The sequence below is a fragment of the Pseudanabaena sp. BC1403 genome (assembly GCF_002914585.1).
In the GTDB taxonomy this organism is placed as follows: Bacteria; Cyanobacteriota; Cyanobacteriia; order Pseudanabaenales; family Pseudanabaenaceae; genus Pseudanabaena.
Genome location: NZ_PDDM01000008.1, coordinates 163,256 through 180,068 on the forward strand (window position 1 = coordinate 163,256; position 16,813 = coordinate 180,068).

18 protein-coding genes and 1 pseudogene are annotated in these 16,813 nt (G+C 42.1%); 5 read left to right on the top strand and 14 right to left on the bottom strand.

Going from position 1 to position 16,813, the window contains the following annotated elements; genetic code table 11:
* Positions 1-154 precede the first annotated feature (154 nt).
* From CQ839_RS09750 to CQ839_RS09760, 3 genes are all read left to right on the top strand, one after another.
* Positions 155-472 carry a DUF1778 domain-containing protein gene (locus CQ839_RS09750; protein WP_103668084.1) on the top strand — a complete coding sequence of 106 codons (318 nt, stop codon included), beginning with the start codon at positions 155-157 and terminating at the stop codon, positions 470-472.
* The gene (locus CQ839_RS09755; protein WP_103668085.1) at positions 472-975 is read left to right on the top strand and encodes a GNAT family N-acetyltransferase; all 504 of its coding nucleotides are present in this window, start codon (positions 472-474) and stop codon (positions 973-975) included. Before CQ839_RS09750 ends, CQ839_RS09755 begins: the two co-directional genes overlap by 1 nt.
* Before the next feature lie 83 nt (positions 976-1,058).
* A complete protein-coding gene (locus CQ839_RS09760) occupies positions 1,059-2,063 on the top strand; it encodes a hypothetical protein (RefSeq protein WP_103668086.1) in 1,005 nt (334 codons plus the stop codon).
* 85 nt (positions 2,064-2,148) lie between these two features.
* On the opposite strand, the gene CQ839_RS09765 is transcribed toward CQ839_RS09760, so the two are convergent.
* The 3 genes from CQ839_RS09765 to CQ839_RS09780 form a co-directional block, all read right to left on the bottom strand.
* Entirely contained in the window at positions 2,149-2,493 is a 345-nt protein-coding gene (locus CQ839_RS09765) for a type II toxin-antitoxin system RelE/ParE family toxin (protein WP_258040681.1), read from the bottom strand.
* Between the two features lie 265 nt (positions 2,494-2,758).
* Positions 2,759-3,088 carry a type II toxin-antitoxin system PemK/MazF family toxin gene (locus CQ839_RS09775; RefSeq protein ID WP_103668088.1) on the bottom strand — a complete coding sequence of 110 codons (330 nt, stop codon included), beginning with the start codon at positions 3,086-3,088 and terminating at the stop codon, positions 2,759-2,761.
* The gene (locus tag CQ839_RS09780; protein WP_103668089.1) at positions 3,076-3,336 is read right to left on the bottom strand and encodes an AbrB/MazE/SpoVT family DNA-binding domain-containing protein; all 261 of its coding nucleotides are present in this window, start codon (positions 3,334-3,336) and stop codon (positions 3,076-3,078) included. The genes CQ839_RS09775 and CQ839_RS09780 overlap by 13 nt, the downstream gene beginning before the upstream one ends.
* A 166-nt stretch (positions 3,337-3,502) precedes the next feature.
* Between CQ839_RS09780 and CQ839_RS09785 the strand changes: the two genes are divergently transcribed.
* The gene (locus CQ839_RS09785) at positions 3,503-4,237 is read left to right on the top strand and encodes a hypothetical protein (protein WP_103668090.1); all 735 of its coding nucleotides are present in this window, start codon (positions 3,503-3,505) and stop codon (positions 4,235-4,237) included.
* Positions 4,238-4,363: 126 nt separating this feature from the next.
* Here CQ839_RS09785 and CQ839_RS09790 read toward each other — a convergent pair whose 3' ends face one another.
* Positions 4,364-5,539 carry an IS4 family transposase gene (locus CQ839_RS09790; protein WP_258040683.1) on the bottom strand — a complete coding sequence of 392 codons (1,176 nt, stop codon included), beginning with the start codon at positions 5,537-5,539 and terminating at the stop codon, positions 4,364-4,366.
* Between the two features lie 14 nt (positions 5,540-5,553).
* Positions 5,554-5,751, bottom strand: coding sequence for a transposase DNA-binding-containing protein (locus tag CQ839_RS24785; protein ID WP_146048718.1), 198 nt, complete (start codon positions 5,749-5,751; stop codon positions 5,554-5,556).
* A gap of 248 nt (positions 5,752-5,999) precedes the next feature.
* Between CQ839_RS24785 and CQ839_RS25675 the strand changes: the two genes are divergently transcribed.
* A complete protein-coding gene (locus tag CQ839_RS25675) occupies positions 6,000-6,134 on the top strand; it encodes a hypothetical protein (protein WP_258040684.1) in 135 nt (44 codons plus the stop codon).
* Positions 6,135-6,157: 23 nt separating this feature from the next.
* On the opposite strand, the gene CQ839_RS09795 is transcribed toward CQ839_RS25675, so the two are convergent.
* From CQ839_RS09795 to CQ839_RS09830, 9 genes and pseudogenes are all read right to left on the bottom strand, one after another.
* Entirely contained in the window at positions 6,158-6,508 is a 351-nt protein-coding gene (locus CQ839_RS09795) for a DUF5615 family PIN-like protein (RefSeq protein WP_103668091.1), read from the bottom strand.
* Positions 6,492-6,863: a DUF433 domain-containing protein gene (locus CQ839_RS09800; RefSeq protein ID WP_103668092.1), complete on the bottom strand. Its 372-nt coding sequence runs from the start codon at positions 6,861-6,863 to the stop codon at positions 6,492-6,494. The genes CQ839_RS09795 and CQ839_RS09800 overlap by 17 nt, the downstream gene beginning before the upstream one ends.
* Before the next feature lie 236 nt (positions 6,864-7,099).
* A complete protein-coding gene (locus CQ839_RS09805; RefSeq protein ID WP_103668093.1) occupies positions 7,100-7,522 on the bottom strand; it encodes a hypothetical protein in 423 nt (140 codons plus the stop codon).
* A 318-nt stretch (positions 7,523-7,840) separates the two neighbouring features.
* Positions 7,841-8,704, bottom strand: coding sequence for an MBL fold metallo-hydrolase (locus CQ839_RS09810; protein WP_103668094.1), 864 nt, complete (start codon positions 8,702-8,704; stop codon positions 7,841-7,843).
* A 96-nt stretch (positions 8,705-8,800) separates the two neighbouring features.
* Entirely contained in the window at positions 8,801-9,565 is a 765-nt protein-coding gene (locus CQ839_RS09815) for a hypothetical protein (RefSeq protein ID WP_103668095.1), read from the bottom strand.
* Positions 9,566-9,741: 176 nt separating this feature from the next.
* On the bottom strand, positions 9,742-11,328 hold the full coding sequence (locus tag CQ839_RS26000; protein WP_374937739.1) for a response regulator: 1,587 nt from the start codon (positions 11,326-11,328) through the stop codon (positions 9,742-9,744).
* A 99-nt stretch (positions 11,329-11,427) separates the two neighbouring features.
* Positions 11,428-14,715: pseudogene (locus CQ839_RS09820) on the bottom strand (PAS domain S-box protein); the annotation flags it as partial.
* A gap of 315 nt (positions 14,716-15,030) precedes the next feature.
* On the bottom strand, positions 15,031-16,014 hold the full coding sequence (locus CQ839_RS09825) for a sll0787 family AIR synthase-like protein (RefSeq protein ID WP_103668097.1): 984 nt from the start codon (positions 16,012-16,014) through the stop codon (positions 15,031-15,033).
* On the bottom strand, positions 16,015-16,521 hold the full coding sequence (locus CQ839_RS09830) for an MSMEG_0567/Sll0786 family nitrogen starvation N-acetyltransferase (protein ID WP_181016159.1): 507 nt from the start codon (positions 16,519-16,521) through the stop codon (positions 16,015-16,017).
* Positions 16,522-16,813: the final 292 nt, after the last annotated feature.

The window sequence follows — 16,813 nt, forward strand, 5'->3', positions numbered from 1 at the left end:
TGCAAAGCACGGCTTTTTTGTTTTTACAGCGCTTTGCGCTCAAACACAAACCGCTATAGTTAGCCCGAATACTGATCGGAAACGTTTGTATTGACATTGTATATACAAAGTCGTTAATATAGAGCTAACCAAGGTATATAAACAATTTTTAATTATGCCTAAGCCATCTCAATCTCAGACGACAAAGATCAAAGATAAAGTTCTCAATCAAACCCGTGACTTGTCCATTAATATTCGGATTAGTCAAAATCAGAGAGACTTAATTGATCGGGCGGCGACATTACAAGGTAAAAGTCGCTCAGAATTCATGCTGGAATCTGCCCACCAAAAAGCACAAGATGTTTTACTCGATCGCTGTTTGTTTGATGTCGATGCAGAGCGATTTCAGCAGTTCATGGATCGCTTAGATGCTCCTATCATACCTAACGATAATCTGCGCCAACTATTAACGACAAAGGCTCCTTGGGATTAATGGCTAATCAAGGTATTAACCGACCCGAAAAACTTAATCCTTCTCATCAAGTCGATCAATTTGATTGTGGAAATCTTCAACTAAATAATTGGTTAAAGTATCGTGCCTTCAAGAATGAAATACAAGGTGCTTCGCGAACCTATGTAGTTACTGTTGAGAATGTGGTTGTGGCTTATTACTGTTTAGCAAATGGTGCGATCGCACAGACGCTCTCCACAGGCAAAGTCAAGCGAAATATGCCTGATCCCATTCCTGTGATGATTATTGGGCGTTTAGCAGTCGATCAAAATTGGCAGGGTAAGAGAATTGGCAAAGCCTTGCTAAGGGATGCGATACTTCGCACTTTGCAAGCTTCTGAAATTGCGGGAATTAGAGCGATTTTAGTGGAAGCAATTTCTGATGAGGCAAAGCAATTTTATGAGAAGTGTGGTTTTACGGTTGCGCCCATTGCGCCGATGACTTTGATGATTACGATCAACGATGCAATTTTATCTTTAACATGATTTTTTAGTTTTCTTGCTATCATGTTATTCTGGAAATTCCATGTAAATCGTTTAGTACAGTATATAAACCACAAGGTATTTAGATGATTAGGAATAATAACAGTAGTGGATCAAGGATTGATGAGGCACGTTCTACTGTAAGAGAGCTACTTAACGAAATGGAAAGTCAAAATTTACCAGTAGAAAAATATTTGATGAAGGCTAAAAAGCTTGCTCGTTTGCTTCGTGACTCAGACGCACAAAAATGGTTAGATTGTGAGCTAAAAGGCTATCCTGACAATTATTTTAATCTTGGGACATGCAAAAAATATGCAGAATCGGCAGGACGTTTAACAGATGATAAATATTACAAGGAAAGTCTGCCTGTATTAGAAGCTAAGTATAAGGCAGATGAGGCGACTCTGTTAAATACTAATGCAAATCAGCCATCTCCTATAGCAGAAAATTTTCTTGCTGCACGTGCTACAGAACAACTGATGGCAACTCAAGCGAAGCTTCTTAATAACATGAAAACTTCATATCAGCAAAACGCATCACTATTTTCTGCTCTCAAAAGCTCTATCCACAGCTATGCTACAGATTGTTTAATATCAATTGAGTTTGGCGATGTTGTACAAGATATATTTGAGCAATCTCGTAAAGAAGTAGATACCTTTATACGAGCAAGATGTCCAGAAGTTGCTGAAAAAATAGTCGCAATAAATGAAAGAACTAGAGATAATGATACCGAATCAAGAACCGCTGCATTAACTTCTTGTCGTCGTCTTTTAATGTCTTTAGCTGATGCGGTATTCCCTTCGTCTAATATTGATTATATCGATGGAAGAGGTAAGCCTAGAAAAGTTGGGCAGGAACAATATAAAAATAGAATAACTGCATTTTTGGAACAAAAATTACAGAGTGAAAGCACAGCAGTAATTCTAAATTCAGAGATTGAACATTTAGCGGCAAGATTAGATGCTGTTTATGAGAAGGCTTGTAAGGGTGTTCATGATAATGTAACTATAGAAGAAACACGTCTAGCAGTCATTCAAACCTATTTAATGATTGCTGAAGTTGCAAGGTTAGATGCTGATGTAAAAAAATAAAAAGAAATTGATTTGGGTATGTTGTTGACCTCAATTAATTTTTAGATTTGAGAAAAATGATCGCTGTCTTAAATTATCAATTCATCTAATCATAAATTTCTCGGCGATGTCCAATCTGATGGATAGTGACACTTTTTTGTGATTGCGCGATCGCGTAAATAACTCGATAATCTCCAACGCGAAGCTTAAAAAAGCTTGATAAATTACCAGTAAGTGATAGAGGCGTAATTTGTTCAAAATTTTCGCCTAACCACTTGATTTTACGAGCTATCCGTATTTGATTAGTGCGATCAATTTTTGCAAGATCGGCGATCGCATCAGATGTAAAATCAACACTATAACTCGTCCCAATTAAGCCCCAATGATTGCATAGCTTGACTAGCAGGAATAACAGTTGATTGCAGTTGTTGCCGTAATAAACGATCCACAACTGCAGTTTTTAACTTCTTACCTTCATCTAGATCTATATATTCTTCTAGCACTTCAATTACAACTTCACGAACTAGTAAACGAAACTGTTCGGTAGTGAGTTCTTTTATTTGCATAGCATTACGGCTGTACTACTTGTTTTGAATTAATTCTAACGTAATCGTCAATATAAACCAGCAAGACGATCGCTATTTTGATTAGCTTGAGGATTTTGGCGATCGCAATTAATTGATAATGAGAGAAAATGCGATCGCTTATTCCTTTCTTTATTCAGCAAACATCTCAGCCAAAATACCAAGGACTTCTCTTTGTTCATCTTGACTGATTGAACCAATCTTCTTAACCAAACGAGACTTATCTACTGTACGGATTTGATCGAGAACTATTTGACCATCTTTACCCTGAAACTGGCAAATCACACGAGTGGGATATATCCGACCTTTTGTGGTCATTGGCGCAATAATCACCGTAGAGATATTGCAATTCATCTCATCTGGTGAAATGATCACGCAAGGTCGAGTCTTTTGAATTTCGCTCCCAATAGTTGGATCGAGATTAACCAGAAAAACATCAAATCGTTTAGCTACCACTCCCATTCAACCCGTTCCCAATCTGTTGGATTCACATCATCTAAAAGAACATCATCTTTTTGTAATACCATCGCTGCAAAAGCTTCATCCCAACCGACCCTTAATTGTGGCAGAGGACGAATAGTAAGGCGATCGCCATCGATTCCAATTTCAACTTCTGTCTGAATTCCACTTTGCTCTAATAAGGTTTTAGGAATACGGATGCCCTGAGAGTTGCCAATTTTAATGATTCGAGTTCTTATTGCTGTACTCATAGTTAGAGCCCTTTGAAATCAGGAGTAATTACATTGTAGTTACCCCTGATTGGGTTGTCAAATAGTTAGCCTTCAAACTTGTGGCAAAGGCGATCGCAATCGGAACAAAAATAAACCTTTGCTAGTCATATCTAGTTAGAACTTATGGGCATCCCCTGAGGCATTTATGAGTGCTAAACATATTTCAAAATTAGCCGCTATTTCATCGGTAAGTATGGCAATTAGCATAGCTGCCACTTCTTTGCTAATAGCGAGTCCAAGTGTCGCATCTTCAAGGCGATCGCAGTCTAGATATCAAGCGCAGGTATCTCAAACTAAATTTGCTAATCCTCAATCTACACAAACTCAAGCTCCTCCAAAACAAGTTGCTCAATTGTTTCGTTCGACTTTGAGTTTACCTGCTGGTCAAGCGATCGCTACCAAAATTAATCGCCAAGATACCCTTTACATCGCTAAGGGCGAAACAGTCGCGGCAAGTCTTTTAGTTGCCCAAGATATCGCGGCAAACAATGGCACGGTGTTGATTCCTGCTGGGGCTGTGATCGAGGGACAATTTGTACCTGCGGAAGGTGGCTCTAGGTTTGTCGCCCAAAAGTTTACCAGTCGTGGTGCGACCGTTAGGCTTCAAGCTGAATCGGCTTTGATTAATGACATCAAAGATCCTCGTGAAACTAATACAGGGGCAATTTTGACTGATGCTGGCATCGGTGGAGCCGCAGGAGCTGTCCTCGGTGGGGTACTGCGTGGCAATGTCCAGATTATCGATATTCTTGGTGGGGCGGCGGCTTCAGTGCTAGTTGGTAATGTGACAGCTCCACAGGTGACAGTGATTGAACCAAATACCGTGATTAATGTCGTGACGAAGCAAACGATCACGTTTGCTGTTCGAGACGACTACTAATAACTATGGCTATCAGTACCTTTAAATAAACTAACACCAAAAAACTTTTGCCTCCCGCACAGCGGGAGGCAAAAGTTTTTTGGTGTTAGTTTATTTAAACTGTGTCTTGTGATCTTACTTTTCCCGTTAAGTATGAATTTGAGCAAGAAGCCAACCTTGGCAAAGTTCACGTAGATTAGACCAACCACGCCAGAGGACTTGAATGCCAATGGGAGATTTACGACGATGTTCAAGATAGCCACCAAGGAAAGCAATCGACTCGATAGCCCAAGCAACAGTTAAGACAGGAGGAGATTTAGGGAATCTAGCCTTTAAAACCTGAATTTGGACAGGAGAAAGAATCTCAACGGCAGGAGCATCAGGTTGATTGCGATGGAGATAAGTAACCTGTAAAAGTTCAACGGCACAGACACTTAAAAAGCCTAACAAGGTCTTCATCCCTTCAGCAGCAAGTCGATAGCGCTCACACTGACAGCCAGACTTAAAGATTTTATGGAAATCTTCCACACGCCAACGGTAAGTATACCAACGCAAAATCTTCATTGCCGTTTCTAAGTCTTCCACGACTTCAGTGGTCAAAAGCATCCACTCCAAAGGAGTTTCACCTTCAGGACAATCGATTTCCGTTGCATAGACAGCATAGACTTGTAATGGGTCACGATTGTCAAAACGATAGGGAACCCGTAGATGAACCTTAGAAAATCGTACTGCTAATTTCGCGATACGGGCTTTACGTTTACCAGTCTCTGGTACTTTGATTTCCTGTTCAAATCTTACGGGTTGCGACTCCAGTTTTTGCCATAGTCGTTCGCTATTTTGGTCTAAGCTACGGTCATGGGCTGCTCTTACTAATACCCCTGTATGTTTCAGTTGTCGTACTTGGTCGAAGACTTCGGTGATATCTCCTTCACGGTCGAAAATATGAATTACATGGGTGCTGCTACTGACTTGATGCTCGACTTCGCTCATTGCTTCTACCCATCGATAAGATTCTTTATCTTTGAATAACCTTTGTCGGGCTGCTTTTCGGGCAAGCGCCTGTCGTTGCTTTTTCGCTTCTGCGGTTTCATCTTGCGGTGGCTTTGCTTTTGGTTCTCGGTTCCACAATTTTTGCCATAACAACCCGATTACTTGTCCTTGTTCGGGGGCGATCGCTAAGGCACTATGCAGAATTAATCCGTTCCCACCGTTTCCTGTTGGTCCATACCCTTCCCGTTTGGCTTTAATTTTGCCATAATCTAGATAGGTGGTATCTCCTATGCATAAGACCAATTCTTGTTCTTCCACGGCTTCACTGGTCATTTGACAGTGTGGTTTTATGATCTTGCTAAATTCTGTTTTCCGATTGGCGAAAACTCATAAGCTCTTTTTAACTCAGAGCCACTTTTGAATATCTCGGACAACGCTTTCCCAAATCCTTCACTTAGTTTTTTGCCGATTGTGTAGGCTCTGTCGCTTAGTCTCTCATCCCCTAATTCACAACTCGCAAAGTTTTTGTCCCACCAGTTCATCATTTTTCTTGCCTACTTTTACTTCATTTTTTATACTTTAACCTCATCTGTGCCCTTTCCCTGAAAGACCCTTCTGTTATGCCTTTCAAAGATCCCGTGAAAAGTAAGGTCTTGTGATGACCTTTGAAGGGTTACGGGTTACATAATTTTTGTTGAGCTTTATAGCAAGAGAGCTATTTTATCTGTTCGCATGGATAAAAATTGAATGCGATCGCCACCAGAATAATTAGGCGCGATCGCTTAAATATTATTTGTCTTTGAGATCGGGACGAATCCTGAAAGCGATCGCCTATAACTTCTTTGAACTCAACAGCGAAATTAATCCATTTTTGCTTGCTAGATCTTGGCTAGAAATAGACAGCCTTGCCCATGCTCCTATTCATTGATATTAAGATGGTGATTATTATATTTAGAAGAAAGGGATAAAAAGAACTTGCCCTTCATATTCTTCAGGTTCACTACAACAAATAAATAGTTCTAAATCATCAATAATTTTACCAATTGGGGCTGTCGCAATCACTTCAACAACTCCAGTCATAGGTAATCCTTGATTGACACGCTCGTATGCATACATCGTAATAGTGGCTACGTCATGGGTAAGCAAGATACGTCCCTCGTTCGCAGCCCATTCCAAAATAACTGGATCATCAGTATGCATCAGCCCTACGTCTTGCACTCGAACTAAATCCAGTTCAGGCAAGCGTCTCATTAGACCACGCAATATAGCTCCGTTAAAATTTTCGTCACTTAGAAGGCGCATTTTGCCCTGCTTCTTTTTGTGACTGACGAGTAAGCAATCGCTGCCTCAGTTCCACTAGATTGTGCTTTTGAGTAAGTTGCTGTCTGAGTTGTTGCGCTTTTTGATTGCGTTGCTCTAAATAATTGTCAATTTCCTGACGATGGCTTAGATAATAAGCGATCGCACTATATATGTCTTCTAAATGAAGAACTGGATACTGAATAGCGATTTCTTCTGGAGTAGAGCCATTGTGGTATGTAGCAAGTAGACTATCTAAAGTCACTCGACTGGAACCTATACGGATACCTCCTACTTCATCCCAACGTAGAGGGGGAGAGGTTGCTTGGAATTTAGCTGTGGCGCTCATTAGGGACATGTTGCACCTGATTTGAACTGTATAAAAATATTGTAGCAAGAAGCATAATGCGATCACATGTCCAAAAGTTGAATGCGATCGCCTCCAGTGTATTTAAGTGCGATCGCTTAATAATTATTTGTCTTTGCAGCAGAACGCATCCTGAAAGAGAGCGCCAACAACCTCTCTTAGCTCAACAACGAAACAAACAATTTTTGATTGCTTAATCTTGTCTGGGAACAGAGACGAGTTTCACTTTACAAACGTGCCAAGTGAAAAAGCAATACAAAAACCCACCCTGTAACAAATATAAACGGCAAGGCTCTCCAAGGTCGGAGGAACCACAGTACACCTGACTTTGCTGAGCGAAATCCAACTATGTCGGGACCATCGTAGTCACTTGGTCTGTAGCTATCCCACCAAGCTATTAAATTCTTTAAAGCTTGGCTGTAGAACGGAAAAGACGAATAAGCAGATAATGCTACAACAATACCAAGGAATGTAAAAGAAAATACTAATCCACTCGCATCTTTTTTATCCCATGAAAAGCTTAGTCCAGCGAAAAGCAATCCTTGAATAGAGACTAACCAGTTTATGCGATCATTAAGCAGCTTATTTTCCTGCTCTATCATACTGCGAATTGTCTTAGCCGTCTCGCTAACCTTTTGATGATCTTCCATAATATTGCCGACCTAATCGATATATTACCTGTTTGAATAAATGCTTCTAATTTTAACGACAAACAGATAGCCTAGAATTACTACCTCTACCAGAATTTAGCAGTTAGACAACTAATTAGACTGAAAACTTTTACATAATCACCCTGATTACGATGACTATACAGAAACTTTCTGGGTAACACAACTATCTTTGCATGTTATACAGAATTTTTCTGGCTAACATCGCATATAAGTGAGTTATGCCGAAAAATGCTGGTTAACACTACAGAGCAAAAGCCGAAAAAACTTCTAGCCCGATCGCAAAACATCGCATTAAACTCAAAACGAATCTAAACATTCCTGCATTGCTTGCGCCATAGTTTCGCGATCGCAGTGATAGCGGCGACCATGCCCAGGCAAAACCCACTCAAACTGATAGGTTGCTAACCGTTCCATCGATCGCTCTAATTCATCCCATGAATACCAACAAGCATTCCGAAACGCGATTAAACGCTGAAGTTGCTCAGACCATGCAAAATGATCGCCCGAAAACAGAAACTTCTGCCCATATAGCAAAACCGTATGTCCCTTGGTATGTCCAGCCACAGGAATGATTAGTAGATCATCCGCGATCGCGATCGCATCGGTTCCCGTCAATTGCATCTCCACACTGCAAGTACTAGTCGTAATATCATCTTGATGCAGAATGCGATCGCAGCCAAAATGGTCATGGAACTTCTGATGATCGGCAACATCATCACGATGGGTCAGATACAAATAACGAATCCCTCCCATCGCTTCCAATTGTTTCACCAATGGAGCCGCAAAACGTGGTGAATCGACCAAGATATTGCCTTCAGGATGCTGGATCAAGTAACTAGCCGCACCATAAGAAGACTCCGCATGATAACCGCAATGGAAGACATTTTGGTCAATGAGAATAGGAAAGCTTTGCTGCACCATCTGAATATCGGTGGGCTTCTCAACTGTGGCAATAGAAGCAGTGGGACAAGATAAAACTGCTTGCAAGGCTCTAAGACGTTCGATTTCATTAGTGGGCTGATGATAAACAGCAGACTGCTCGGCTACTTGATGAAATATCTCTGGAGCCATCCATCGACAGGTATCGCAATCAATGCAGGTGCTATCAACATAAAAATCACCACTCACATTATGAGGAAGTCGTCGTTCAATTTTTGCCATAATATTTCTTACCCAAAGAATAAGCGTTATAAAGTGAATGATTAGTAGTGCGCGGCGGAGCCGCGCACTACTAATCATTCACTGGGAAAGGAGTAACTACTTGGAAGGTGCAGGTTTGTCATAAAATTGCTTTGAAAAATCTGGAATTGACTTAGGATCGAAACCCAGTCTGATAAAGCTGATCGACTTTAATTCCCTATCCACGTAATGAATAAATTTAGCTGGGGCTAAACTCTCGTTAGAGATCGTTTCACCTGTTGCTAAATAACTCAAAACCTCATTTCTCAAGCCCAAATAATTGACATATATCTTTTGGCTAGCTTCAAGATTATCTTTATGTTGAAATATCAGAGAGATATTGCCATAAAAGATCACAATCCCACTTGTTACAATAAAGATATTTATAAGAGCATTGTTGACTCTTTCCCAGCCCACCTTACTAATAAAGAAGAGACTGACGATCGCTAAAGCAGCGCATCCGCCCATCGTCGCCAACGAGATATAGTACTGTTTATAAAAAAATCCCATGATATTGGCATGGGTATCCGCAAGCCTCTCAATCTCTTGAAATTGCGCGATAATTCTATTACGCTCATATATTGTCGGCGATAGCTTTGCTGTAGCGGATTCTAATTGTTCGATGGTGATTCTTTCAGGTTTAAAAATCCATTCTTTTTCCCATACATTACTAATTAAGAACATGATGATCCAAGCAATTACCGCAATCGAGAGTAAAGCACTAGATAAAGCAACATGTCCAAACAATGTCGGTTGATAGTTATTCTCTTTAGAAATCGCCCATATCAGCCACTTGGGAATAGTTCTTGATGGAGTTTGCACTTTTTCTGTATCTGTAGACATAACCCAACCTCTTGAAATCAATTTACTGTTTATAGTCTATTTTGTAGCGAGATGTTCTAAGTGGCAGTCGTCTTAGGACAAATCAAAACCCAAGAATTGATTGGCGGCGCAAAGCGCCGCCAATCAATTCTTGGGTTTACACTTGGCGACAGCTATAACTTTGATATAGGAACCAGTTAACTAGCCCCAATTAATTGTCGAATTAACTCATTTAATTGCCTGAGTTTCACGGGTTTGCTGAGATAACTAGTAGCTCCAGCGGATAGACAACGTTCTTCATCACCATTCATCGCTAAAGCAGTTAGCGCAATGATAGGAGTATTTTGAAACTGTGAATCTTGACGGATTTGTTGAATAGCTTCAATTCCATCCATTATAGGCATTTGAATATCCATCAAAATTATGTCGGGATGCTCGGCTTGCGCCAATGCGATCGCTTCCAGTCCATTGTTGGCAATAATGAATCGATAACCATAGATTTCTAGGTAGCCGACAATTGTGCTGATATTGGCTTCATGATCTTCCGCAAGCAAGATGAGATGTGATACTTCTGCTTTGTCAGGTATTGATGAGTATGGTTGGTTGGATTGCTCAGAAGTACTGGTTATCTCTGGTATAGATGAAACAGGTTCGCAAGGAAGTTCGATGCTAAAACAGCTACCAACCCCGACCTCACTTGTTAAGTTAACAACACCTCCATGAAGTTCTGTAATCTGTTTCACCAAAGTTAAACCTAGTCCCGTACCTGTATATTGCCGATTGAGGGCACTATCAATTTGGATGAAGGGTTTAAATAGTCTAGCCATATCTTCTGGGGCAATACCAATTCCTGTGTCTGTAATGGCTATTTTGATATAGCTTCTAGTTTGTAATATTGCTGAACTCTGTTCATGTGCAATCTGATTGTGATGCTCATTAGTTATATCTCGCAAACCCAATGACTCTAACTCTTCATTTTGCTGGTGATGGCTTGCTTCCAAGGTAATACATCCACCGTCTGGCGTGAATTTAACCGCATTGTTGAGTAAATTAATTAGAACTTGTAGGATACGACGTTCATCAATTAATAGTTTTGGAAGTTGGGGCGGTATGTTCGCTCTTATCTGAATCCTTTTTTTCAGAGCCTGCTGCTTAATAAATGCCATACTATAGTTACATAAAGCACTTATATCTGCTGGCTGTAAATCTAGGTCTATTTGACCCGATTCAATTTTGGCAACATCTAGAATGTCGTTTATTAGGCTTAGTAGATGATTACCACTATCTTCGATTGTTTTTATAAGTCTAATCTGTTTATCATTTAATGAACCAAATATCAATTCTTGCAACGCCTCAGACATTCCTAAAATGGCATTGAGAGGTGTGCGGAGTTCATGACTCATGTTGGCGAGAAACTCATCTTTCAGGCGAGTTGCGCGGATGAGTTCTTCATAGGCGCGCTGGAGTTGGAATTCTGCTTGCTTACGATCGCTAATATCTCTCATAATGGTCGAAAAATTCTCGACGATGCCATCGGCTGATTTGTGAGCAATAATCACTTGGGAAACAGGAATTTCTCCGCCTTTTCCATCCAACAGTGCTAATTCTCCAGACCAACTACCTTCCTGAATCGCTACGGGTAGAGCCTGTTCAGATATAATTTTATTGACCCAATCTGGATGACAATCAGTAACAATGCGATGATCTTTGGGATCACCGATTTCAGGACGTAGTTTTCGGAGTTGCTTGTTGTGCCACAAAATCTCACCTTGAGCATCGATCATCCCGATATAATCTGGCGTTGCTTCAAGTATTGCTGTAAGTTTTGTTTGTTCTTGTTCTAATTTTTTGCGATCGGTAATATCTAGAACGACTCCATCCCAGACAGTATCACCATTTTTATGTCGTTCTGGACGAGCCATAATTTGTACCCATTTAAGCCCTGCTTGGGGGAGAATCAACCTTTCTTCAATAAAGAATGGTTTCAAGGATTCAGCCGAAACTTTTACTTCTTCTAGTGTTATAGGCATGTCATCTGGGTGAACTCTCTCCCATAGATGGCTAACACTCTGGAGCACAATGTCTGGTTCGAGTTCAAAAAATTGCCGAACTTGGGGACTCACATAGGTGCATTCATCGCTACCATCTGGATGCAAGACATAGCGATAAATCATCCCAGGCACACTTTCTGTAATCCGCTTAAACTTCGTTTCGCTCTCTTGCAGAGCAATTTCTGTTGTTTTGCGTTCTGTAATATCGGTCAGAGTGCCGACATAGCCAATCACATTGCCATCATCATCGAACTCCTTCGCTACCTGTATGTAACACCAAGTCGTGGTTCCATCTAAGCGGAGATGCCTAGCTTCGCTTCCTCGAATGTCAAAATCCCCATCCCCAGTTTGGGTATAGTATTCAGCCCATTCGGCAATATTTTGCGCGCTATCGTCGGGGTGTAATGCCTCCATCCAACCGTATCCCAAAGCTGCTTCCATTGGTCGCCCACTCAGAGCACTCCAGCGCTCATTGACATAGACACAGTGCATAGGTGTATCAAAGCGAAAAATGGCAACTGGAGACGCTGCTACTAAGCTGGCATATCGGCGCTCACTTTCTCTCAGGGCAAGTTCTACAGTTTTGCGATTGGTAATATCTACTGCAATACCTACAGTTCCTGCTAGCACTTGTCGAGCGTCTCTAAAGGGAGTTTTCGTGGTTTCTATCCACCCCAGCGTGCCATCGGCAAGAGCAACTCGTTCTTCTACGACCTTGCGTTGAAACGATTGCAGGACTTGGGCATCATCATCTCGATAGGCTTGCGCTAGGTCAGCGGGCCAAATATCATAATCTGTTTTGCCAACGATCTCGTCAACGGTAATGCCACAGGACTGAGCAAAGGGTTGATTCACCGCAATAAATCGACTTTGTTCATCCTTAATCCAAGCAATGTAGGGAATATTATTGAGCAGGGCTTGTAGATGATTTTGCTTGAGAATTAGTTCTTGCTCAGCCACTTTGCGATCGCTAATATCTGTCAGAGTGCCGACATAGCCGATGAGGTTACCAGCTTCATCGAACTCTTGAACAACTTGAGAATAAAACCAATTGATCGAGCCATCTGGTCGTAAATGCCGTCCCTCTCCATTTTTTAGAAACTGAGAATCTGGAGAGGCATGTTCATGCAGGTAATTCAATTCTTCAAGAGCATGATTGAGATCGTCAGGATGCAAGGCATTCATCCACCCTCTGCCCAAAGCCGATTCCGCAGAGCGACCTGTCATTTCACACCATCGATGGTTCACGTAGGTGCAATTGAGCTGTTTATCAAATCGAAAGATTGCCACAGGTGCAGCAGCAGCCAAGGTTGAATACCGCCGTTCACTTTCTTGGAGTGCAATTTCTACCTGTTTACGCGCTGTAATATCTGTATCGGAGCCAATCATGCGAATGGCTTGTCCTGTAGCATCTCGCAATGCCTGCCCCCGATCGGCAATCCAAATATAGGAGCCATCCTTGCAACGTGTCCGATATTCTAATTCACTAAATTCTGTCTCTCCTGCTAGATGGGCATTAAGTTGGGCAAGGGTGCGATCGTAGTCATCAGGGTGAACCCGACTCTCACATTCATCAACCGAATCACTAATCTCGTCCTCAGCAAATCCCCGCATCTCTTTCCAGCGAGTGGAATAAAACTTCTTATTCCCTATGATATCCCAATCCCAAATACCAGCATTCGATCCTTTGAGCGCCAATTGCCAGCGCTCTTCGCTCATTTGTAAAGCCGCAGTCCTTTCTTCAACTATACTTTCTAGTGTTTGATTAAGTTGGGTTAGGGATTGAGTTGCCTGCTGGCGTTCGATCGCAATGCCTGCAATATTTGCTGCCTGAGCGATCCATTCTAGTTCTTGGGATTGGGGTACTTTTTTCTCGCGATAGTAAATGCCAAACACACCCAATAACGTCTGATCGCTGGCAAAAATCGGAATCGATGAGCAGGATTGTAATCCATAGACTAGTGCAAAGGATTTGTAATCCTGCCACAAGGGATCATGGTCGATATCGGTAACAACAACTAACTCCCGCCGAAAAGCTGCTGTTCCACAGCTACCGACCCCTTCCGCGATCGGCAAACCATATATTGCCAGCGCATAGTCATGAGGCAGACTTGGTGCTGTCACTTCGCATAATCGACCATCTCGACAGAGCGTAATCGAACAAACTGAGCCTGACAGATAGGATTCCATCGTTTTGAGCAATATCTCGAAAATGTCCGACAATGGTTCAGCTTTAGCAATCCGTTCGAGAATCTTGTGCTGGCTGGCGAGAAGGGATTCGGCTAGCTTGCGATCGCTAATATCCGTTGCCGTGCCAATATAACCGATCTTTTGACCTTCGGCATCATACTCCACAACCGCCTGTCCATAAACCCAAACTTCCGCTCCATCTGAACTTTGGATACTATATTCAAGGTGAAAAGGACAGTTTTCGCGCAAGGATAGCTCAAATTCTTGATTAATGCGCTCCAAATTGTCAGGGGTATGTCCCTGAAACCAAAGTTGCCCGATGAGTTTGGCTGACTCAATCCCAATAATCTCGCAGTAGCGTTCATTAGCGTATGTACAAATCCCCTCTAGATCAGTATGAATAATACCTACAGGAGATGCTGCTACTAGGGACACATAGCGCTGTTCACTAGCCCGAAACCTTGCTTCGGATTGTTGGCGGAATAAGTCCGTTTGTGGCTGTTCTTGTTCTTTTGCTTGTTGGAGAGCAATGGAACTTAATATTTGATGAAGACTGGAATTACTGATCAGTCCTACCAAGCGATCGCTATCATCTACGACGGGTAAGTGGCTGACTTGAAGTTGCTCGAAGAGATTAAGCACAGTGCTCAGATCGTTTAATGCTGATTCTCTTATGGTTACGGGCGGGTGTTTCAATACTTGTCGTAGCGTTAGATGCTCTACTGGAAGCTTCTGTACGGCTAGGCGCAACATGTCCCGTTCTGTTAAGAGTCCGACCACCTGTTCATGCTCTACAACGACAATACAATTTGCATGAGCCTCACTTATCCTACTCATAGCAGTCATTGCCTCAATCACCTTAGTGTCAGGTGAAGCGCAGGCTGGATTTCTCATCACTGCTATATTGATTGCTTCAGCAATGTATGCCATAGGATATGGAAACTTAGTTCAATGTTTTTAGTATTTTTTATTCATTATTACACACTGAATGTCAAGGAGGTAAGTTTCTCATCTGTCCCCTCAAGCTCCAGAACAGCCTAATATTTCTGGCTAATGCATATTGTCTGGAAAGCTTGTGTATAAACGAGAAATGACTATAATAGGACTTAAGCAAAAGAACGAGACGTAGGGGCAATTCATGAATTGCCCCTACAGTAAAATGAGGCTTTCAGGGCATTTTTGCGTAAGTCCTATATAAGTAAAAATGCTGGGATTGTGGGAATTTAGGTTGCGATCGCCTAACAATTATTTGTCTTTGCGGCGGGACGCATCCTGAAAGGAATCGCTAAACCCCGTTAAAGATTGCTGAGAGAAGTCCCAGAATAGAGTTGACTCACCTTGCGATCGCAAGATCACTTCTGCATTAGCTTGAATCTCCCCGACTACTGCACAAGCCAAATCTTGAGCATGAAAAAGAACTTGAACTGCTTCTACATTTTTAGGGCGCACGCTCAATAAAAATCCATAGCTAGGGAACGAAATCAGCCAACGCTCAAAGAGTACATTCTCAGGACAAGGAATCCGATCTAGATCTAGAATTGCGCCACAATTGGAAGTTTCTGTGAGCATTAGTAAAGTGCCGATAATGCCGCCCATACTGATGTCTTTAGCAGTGTCACATAATTCTGATTTGGCTAAACAAGGCAAAATTGAGAGATTCTCGCGTAGTTGCTGCGGATCGGCTTTAGTTGCCGCATTCCAAAAGGGATAGTCGGGATGAAATTGACCGCGCATATCGATCGCAGCCAACAATACATCATTAGGCTGAGCGTTAAAACTGGTGAGCAACTTTTGAGCGCGTCCCAGAATCGCCACTGACAAGGCATTGTAGGGACTGCGGCAATTAGTATGACCGCCGACAATCGGTACTTGATAGGCAATAGCCGCCGCTTTCATTCCTGCTAATAATTCTGAAATAGAGTCGGTCGATTGACTCCACAGAGTATCGACAACTGCGATCGGCTCACCCCCCATCGAGTAAATATCGCTGACATTAACCATCACCGAACACCAACCCGCAAACCAAGGATCAGTCTCGATTAATTGCGGTAACATGCCCTCGGCAGCCAGTAACAAATAGCTATCACGATCTGGAATCGCTGCACAGTCATCGCCTAACAGAATTGACTCATTCCATTGCTCACCTAAACCTCTTGCCGTAATTTGAATATCCTGCTTATGCAAGATACCCATAGACTGCCTGAGCTTAGCTGCGAGTTCCGCTAGCATCTATGAAGCCTCTCGGATTTGAGATGGAAATGCAGGTCGGATTTCATCACTTGGTGGATAGAAATTAAGGTCAGCTTCCATAAAGTGATGGGGGCGATCGCAGATTGTCATTTCCTTTAGAGATTCCCAATGTAGACGTTGGAAGAATCGCACATTCTGAATTTGGACTGTGGCGAAAAAGCGATCGCAGCCCCATGTGTTCGCGGTAGTCACTGCTTTGTAAATCAAGCCTTTGCCAATTTGCCAACCCCGTCGATAGTCTTTATGAGTGCCTAATCTGCCGCCATACCAAATGCCTTTTTCGGTTTCATAGATGCGGACAACGCCCACAACTTGATTATTCTCAGGGTTAATTGCCACAATCGGATAGGCGATCGCATCGATGTCATCAACATCATTCTCTTCAAATACATATTGTTCTTCGACAAAGATTGCTTTGCGAAGTTCAAAGTATGCGTCGATTTCTTGAGGTGTGGATGCGAGTTTGAAAATGTAATCGGAAGTCATGATAATTGTCCCTAAGTTTAATATTCTGCCCTCATCTCCCAGCCCCTTCTCCCGATGGAGAAGGGGAGTAAGTATACACAAGTCGCCCTGCACTCAAGTGTGGGCTAAAAGCTAAAGTCGGTTGAAACCGACTGAAGAAATTCGACACGTTGAAATGGGTTGCTTAGAAATTATTCTTTAGTCCACTTCAGTGGACTTCAGCTCTTAGCCCGCACTTGAGTGCAGGGCTTCCGTGATGTATACAGATAATCCAAACTTGTGTGTACAAGGTAGCCCTCTGGGAGAGGGGCAA